Source organism: Acidocella sp. MX-AZ02 (assembly GCF_000306035.1).
Taxonomy (GTDB): Bacteria; Pseudomonadota; Alphaproteobacteria; order Acetobacterales; family Acetobacteraceae; genus Acidocella; species Acidocella facilis.
The window spans coordinates 1,057,223-1,063,826 of record NZ_JH976207.1 but is presented as its reverse complement, the minus strand read 5'-3'; the positions used below and the strand labels follow the sequence as shown (position 1 = coordinate 1,063,826).

The window sequence follows — 6,604 nt, the reverse complement described above, 5'->3', positions numbered from 1 at the left end:
TGGTGGCGCCGGCGTTGCAAAAGCCCCAACGTTTTGCAGCCCTTTTTGAAAAAAGGGCTGCACCCCAAAACTTTTTAAACCATTCCCACATTGAGCGGCGGCGTCACCGGCACATGCGGCGGTGGCATCGGCGGTGCGTCGGCAGGGGGCTCGTCCACCGGCGGCGGCTCGTCACCATCGGGCGGCGGCTCGTCCCGCTCGGGTGGCGTCTGCGGCAGGATGATCCCCGCCGGCATCGGCCCGGCCGCCGTGGCGCTGCCGCCCACATGCCCATGCACCAGCTCATGGATGAAGCCGAGCTTGCGGATCACCGCTTCGGAAATCACAAACGGGTAGAGATCCTGCTGCCCCATCGAGCGGTTCAGCGAATTCATCGCGAAGGTCAGCGGCAGCCAGGCCTCGATCAGCTGCTCGACGCTCTCCGCCCGGTGCGGGTCGAAATCAATATCCGCATGCAGCAGCTCATTCTCCGTCCGGCGCGGATGGATGCGCAGCCCGAAAGCGGTGGCGGTCTCCAGCGTGTCGACGATATGCAGGTAATGCGCCCAGCTCTCCGCGAAATCCTCCCAGGGATGCATGGTGGCGTAGGCGGAGATGTAGCTCTGCGCCCAGTTGGCGGGCGCGCCCTGTTCGTAATGGGCCTGCAGCGCCTGGCCGTAATCGATGCTGTCATCGCCGAACACCGCGCGGCATTCATTTAAGCGCCCGGCATCGCGCACCAGTACGTTCCAGTAATAATGCCCGATTTCATGGCGGAAATGGCCGAGCAAAGTGCGGTAGGGCTCGCCCATCTCGGCACGGAATCTCTCGCGCATCGCGTCATCCGCCTCTTTCAGGTTGATGGTGATCAAGCCTTCATCATGGCCGGTGAGGATGCGCGGGCCGCTCGGCGGGTCGGCCAGGAAATCGAACGCCAAGCCGCTTTGCGGGGCCTCGGCGATGCTCTGCAGGGGCAGGCCCAGGCGCATCAACGTGTAGAACAGCCGGTGCTTGGCGATTTCCATCTTCCGCCAGTCGGCCAGATTTTCCGGCACGGAGAGGTCGGGGATGGTGCGGTTATGCCGGCAGGCGGCGCAGAGGCCATCCTCGGCGTTGTCGCGCACCAGCCAGTTGCAGGCGCGGTACTGGGCATTCTCGCAATAGCGATAGCGAGTCCGGTGGCCCAGCGGGCGCAGCGCGTCATCGTCTGGCGCCAATGTCAGCAGGGTCAGGGTCTCTGAATCGAATCCCAACTGGTGCGCGCAACGCTCGCAGGAGATGTTCTCGAAGAACACCGTCTGGGCGCAGGATTTGCAGGAAAATAGACGCACGAAAATACCCCTCTAACCTTGTTGGGTTCGAAGGGTATTTAGGTGAAGCGGGCGGGATTTCGTGTGAAATCTCCGCCATATCCAAATTATCTGGCAGCCGCGTGGGCTAAGCCAACCCCGGGCGATCGCCTGGGGCGAAGATCACTTGATCTTCGCTTCCTTGAACTTCACGTGCTTACGCCCGCGAAGATTACTTAATCTTCGCTTCCTTGAACTTCACGTGCTTACGCACGACGGGGTCATACTTGTTCATCTCAAGCTTCTGAGTCTGCGCACGGGCATTCTTCTTCGTCACGTAGAAGTAGCCGGTGTCGGCGGTGGAAACGAGCTTGATTTGAACGACGTTTGATTTGGCCATGTTAAGAATCTCCAGAGCGGGCCGTATGGCCCAGCTTTGCACGCGTCGTCAAGCGCTTCCGTTCAATGCAGCAGTGCGGCCTGGTACATTTCCGGGTTGCTGAGCAGGGCGATGGCCGCCTGCTCGTCCAGCCCGCCGCCAATATCGGCCGGGCAGGCGCTGCGCAGGGCCAGAATCCGGTCGATGCTGACCGGGGCGCGCACCGCACGTGCTTGCGCCAGCACCGGCGATTGCAGGTTGCGGCCCTGCGCCAGCGCCGCGAGCTGCTGGTTCAGCGCCTGCGGGCCGTTGCTGGTGCAGATCTGCGGCATCACCCCCATGCCCTGCAGCGGCCAGCCGCGCGGCGCCAGCACCCGGCTCCAGGTCACGTACAGCTCGCCGCCATCCGGCAGGGCGGTCACGGTCTGCACCAGCCCCTTGCCCAGCGTTTCGGAGCCGATCACCACCGCCCGGCCATCATCGGCCAAGGCGGAGGAGAGGATTTCGGCGGCACTCGCGGTCTGCCCATCGACCAGCACGGCCAGACGGGCGCCGTCGGTGAGGTCCGCCCCCTCGGCCTTGAAAGCCTGGTCGGCATCCGGGTCGCGCCCGTTGGTCTCGGCGATCGGGCCGGATTGCAGCAGCGAATCGGCGACCAGCACCGCCTGGCGCAGCACCCCGCCGCGATTGCCGCGCAAATCCAGCACCAGGGCCGAGGGCGGCGGCGTCTGCGCCATCACCCCGGCCAGCGCCTGGGCGAACTGGTCGCCCGTGCCCTTGTTGAAGCCGCTGATTTTCAGCATCGCGATGCCCGGGGCCAGATCCGGTTCGGTGAACACCGTCTGCGGCGGGATGAAGCCGCGGGTGAGGGTGAGGGCTTGCGCCTCCTGGCCGGACTCGGCCACCGAGAGGCTGAGCTTGCTGCCGGGCAGGCCCGGCATGGCGTTGTTCAGCGCCTCGACCATCGAGGGATAGGCGGCGCGACCGTTCACCTGTGTCACCAGCATGCCCGGCTGCAGCCCGATATCCGCCGCCGGGCTGTCGGCGGCCACCGCGCCGATCACCACCCGGCCGCCCTTCGCCGCCAGGGTCAGGCCGGTGCCGCCCAGCCCGGTGATCATCAGCTGGTCCTGCGCCGCCTGCACCGGGCTTTCATAGCGCGAATAAGGGTCGAAATGGTTGAACAGCTCGTCGAAGAAATTGCCGATGATGCCTTGTGTGCCGGCCATGCGCAGGGCCGGGGAGGCGTTATAGGCGGCCAGCGCCACCTGGGCCGCCACCCGGCCCCAGCCGGCGGCGTCGGTCGGTTGCGGGGCGGGCAGGGCGGCCAGCAGCCGGTCTGGCCCGTACAGGCGGACCTCGCCATCCTGCAGGGCGGTATTCAGATTGGGGTCCAGCGCCGCCAGCCCGTTCAGCCCCCACATGGTCATTTGCGGGATGGTGACGGGGTTGAGCGCGCGCGGGGCAATGTAAGTGAGGGCGGCGGACCACACGCTGGCGGCCGCGGCGCTGTCGAACGTCGCGGTGGCGGCGGCAGCGTCAGCCGTGCGGCACCACAGCCCCGGCGGCAGCAGCAGGCAAATCAGCAAGAACAGCCCAGCGCGCTTCACTTGCGCCGCTTCTGCTTCGCTTTTGTGGGTTTCATCGGGGTCACGCGCCCGCCGGCACGCCGGCGCACTGGCCCGGCCGCCCCTTCCGGCAGCCCGGCCAGCCCCAGCAGCAAGCCGCCAGTCACGGGCTTTGCCTCGTTCAGCCTCACCTCGATCTCCTGCGCCAGGGAAAACACCGCCCGGCTGCGGCGGCCGGACAGGGTTTGGGTGCGCTCGTCGAACATCCAGAAATCGTCCGGCAGACTAGCCATACTCAAGAACCCGCTCGCACCACTTTCCGTTAAAGTGGCGAAGAGACCGAACTTCGTCACCCCCGAAATCCGGGCGGCGAACAACTCTCCGACGCGGTGTTGCAAATACAGCGCAAGATAACGGTCGGAGGAATCGCGCTCGGCCATGGTGGCGCGGCGTTCGGTCGCGGTGATGTGCTCGGCGATGTCGGCAAAGCCTGCGATTTCATCGTCTTGCAACCCATCGCGGCCGAGCTTCAGCCCCTTGATGAGGGCGCGGTGCACCAGCAGATCCGCATAGCGGCGGATCGGCGATGTGAAATGCGCATAACGGCCCAGGGCGAGGCCGAAATGGCCGATATTGTCCGGCGCGTATTCCGCCTGGCTCTGGGCGCGCAGCATGGTCTCATTCACCATGGTGGCGGCGGGCGTGCCGGCGACGAGGCGCAGAATCCCGTCCAGGTCGCGCGGATGCAGCTGGTCACCGGGTTTCAGCGAAATATCCAGCGTGGAAAGGAAGCTGCGCAGATTATCCAGCTTCTCCGGGCTCGGCGGGGCGTGCACGCGGTACATGCAGGGCAGTTTCAGCCGTTCCAGCTCCTCCGCCGCGCAGACATTGGCGAGGATCATGAATTCCTCGATCAGTCTGTGGCTGGCCAGGCGCGGGCGCGGCGCCACGCTCTGCACCTGCCCATCCGCGCCCAAACTCACCTTGCGCTCCGGCAGATCGAGATCCAGCGTGCCGCGCCGCTCCCGCGCCTCGCTCAGCGCGTGATAGGCGGCGTAGAGATGGGCGTGGTTTTCGGGATTATCCTCGAACTCCTCTTGCACCTGCTCATAGGTCTTGCGCGCCGCCGAGCGCATCAGCCCGCGCCCGAAGGCGTGGCGGATCTTGTTGCCATGCACGTCGATATGCATCTCGACGAACAGGCAGCCCCGCTCCTCGTCGGGCTTCAGCGAACAGAGCCCGTTGGAGAGCGCCTCGGGCAGCATCGGCACCACGCGGTCGGGGAAATAGCAGCTATTGCCGCGCTCTTTGGCATCCTTGTCCAGCGCGCTGCCGGGCTTCACATAATGCGCGACATCAGCGATGGCGACGATCAGCCGGTAGCCATGCGGCTCCGGGGCGGCGAACACGGCATCGTCGAAATCCCTTGCATCGGCGCCGTCGATGGTGATCAGCGGCAGGTCGCGCAGATCCGTGCGCTTGCCCAGCGCCACGTTCTTCGCCCGCTTCGCCTCCTTCAGCGCGGCTTCGGAAAATTCCATCGGGATGCCGTGCTGGGCGATGGCGATGAGGCTGACATTGCGGGCATCGCTGGCATTGCCCAGCCGCTCGGTAATGCGCGCCGGCTTCGGGCCGAAGGGCTTGCCGGGCAGCGGCTCGGCGCGGACGATCTCGCCTTCCTCCGCCTCCATCGTCTCCCCGCCGGGGACCACCCATTCGCCCTTCTGGCGTTTCTCAGTGGGCTCAATACGCCCGCCATAAGGGGTTTTATGGAACAGCCCGACAATGCTGCCGCTCTGGCCCTCGACACGCTTGAGCGTGCGGCCCTCATATTTGTCGGGGCCGATCTGGCGCAGCCTGGCCATCACCTTCGCACCCGGCGCCAGAGCGGCGGCGCCGGCGCGCTCGGGCTGCATGAAAATCACCGGCGGGCGGCCCGGCCCGTCCCAGAGCACCGGCTTGGCGATGGCCTCGCCATCGCGGTCGATGCCGGTGACCTCGACCATCGCGTTTTCCGGCAGCCGGCCCGCCTCGGTGAAGCGCTTGCGCCCGGCGCGCTCGGCATGGCCCTCGACCTCCAGCGATTTCAGGATGCCGCGCAGCCCTTTGCGGTTCTCCGGGGTGACGGAAAAGGCGCGCACCACGTCGCGAAAATGCGGCGGGCTGGCGGCCTCGGCCAGGAAGCGCTTCACCGAGTCGCGGCTGGGCAGCGCGGTTTGCGGCTTGTCCCGTTGCGGTTTGGGGGCTTTCGGCTCGGTCTGCTTCGTCCTGGTCTTCATGACTCCTAGTATGGGGCCGGGAGCGGTTTCCGGCCATGTCTGTTTGCGGGCAAATTGAGGGTTGATTGCGATACCGAATCATGTAACCTGGAGTTGTGAGCGGCATCATCAGCATCAAGGTTCCCGCGACGATCACGGCCATCGAGGGACAGCCCACGCTCTCCTCCCTGGCCGGGCTGCCCTATGGCCTGGCGGTGAACGATCCCAATGCGGGCGCGAATATCACGCTCAAGCTGGTCGCGGCGAACGCGGCGGCGGCGATGAGTGCCAGCGCCACCAGCGGCGCCACGGTGTCGGCCAACAGCAACACGCTGGTGATTTCAGGCGCGCAGGCGCAGGTGAATGCGGCCCTCTCCAGCCTGCAGATCAGCGAGGCGGCCGGGACAAGCTCTGACCTGATCTCGCTGCTCGCCGCCGATAATTATGGCAGCCTGGCCAGCAGCACGCTGGCGCTGACGCTGGTGCCGCAGAGCCCTCCGGCCTTTGTCGACCCGACCTTGCTGGTGACGATCGCGCCCAACCAGCCGCAGCTCCTGCCCGATCTGCTGCTCGCCGACCCCGCCGCCAGCGCCCTGGCGGCGATGGGGCTGGGGGCGCAGGAGACGCTGCAGCTCACTTTGTCCGTGTCCGAGGGCGTGCTGATGCTGCCCGGCTATTCCACCCTCTCGGGGATCGAGGCCAGCGGCATCGGCAGCGGCACCATCGAGCTGACCCTGGCGGCGAACGAGATCGGCGCGCTCAACACGCTGCTGACTTCGCTGGAATTCGCCGGGCCGACCATCTCCGGCGGTCAGCATCTTGAGTATGAGCTGTGGAACCTCAGCGGCGTGCTGCCGCAGGAGGTCACCTACGGCAATCTATTCCTGTATAATGTCGGCCTCGCCCCGGCGAGTGCGAGCTATACGCTGGGTGGGCAAACGCTGGTGACCGGGGGGGAAAGCCTGGCCGGCACGCTGGCCGTCACCGGGCTGACCGCGCTGATGGGCAATCTCACCGCCGGCGGGCTGTCGATCGCCGCCGGGGGCGTGCTGGAGGTGGCGGCCAATTCGCTGCTGCTCAGCGGCACCGCCTATGATTTCGGGGGGCTGGCGGCGCAATCGGTGATCGAGA

Annotated in this window: 4 protein-coding genes and 1 pseudogene; 1 reads left to right on the top strand and 4 read right to left on the bottom strand. The window is 66.2% G+C overall.

Going from position 1 to position 6,604, the window contains the following annotated elements:
- Positions 1–74: 74 nt before the first annotated feature.
- From MXAZACID_RS05220 to rnr, 4 genes are all read right to left on the bottom strand, one after another.
- Positions 75–1,310: a putative zinc-binding metallopeptidase gene (locus tag MXAZACID_RS05220; RefSeq protein ID WP_008493086.1), complete on the bottom strand. Its 1,236-nt coding sequence runs from the start codon at positions 1,308–1,310 to the stop codon at positions 75–77.
- Between the two features lie 190 nt (positions 1,311–1,500).
- Positions 1,501–1,668, bottom strand: a complete 168-nt coding sequence (rpmG, locus tag MXAZACID_RS05215; RefSeq protein ID WP_008493085.1) for a 50S ribosomal protein L33 — start codon at positions 1,666–1,668, stop codon at positions 1,501–1,503.
- Between the two features lie 62 nt (positions 1,669–1,730).
- A complete protein-coding gene (locus MXAZACID_RS05210; RefSeq protein WP_008493083.1) occupies positions 1,731–3,257 on the bottom strand; it encodes a S41 family peptidase in 1,527 nt (508 codons plus the stop codon).
- A complete protein-coding gene (gene rnr, locus MXAZACID_RS05205; RefSeq protein ID WP_008493082.1) occupies positions 3,254–5,494 on the bottom strand; it encodes a ribonuclease R in 2,241 nt (746 codons plus the stop codon). Before rnr ends, MXAZACID_RS05210 begins: the two co-directional genes overlap by 4 nt.
- A 95-nt stretch (positions 5,495–5,589) precedes the next feature.
- Here rnr and MXAZACID_RS05200 point away from each other — a divergent pair.
- Positions 5,590–6,604: pseudogene (locus MXAZACID_RS05200) on the top strand (hypothetical protein); the annotation flags it as partial.

Bases quoted from the DNA above. Each gene is read 5' to 3' on its own strand.
- rpmG (WP_008493085.1), bottom strand. From the start codon at position 1,668: ATGGCCAAATCAAACGTCGTTCAAATCAAGCTCGTTTCCACCGCCGAC.
- rnr (WP_008493082.1), bottom strand. From the start codon at position 5,494: ATGAAGACCAGGACGAAGCAGACCGAGCCGAAAGCCCCCAAACCGCAA.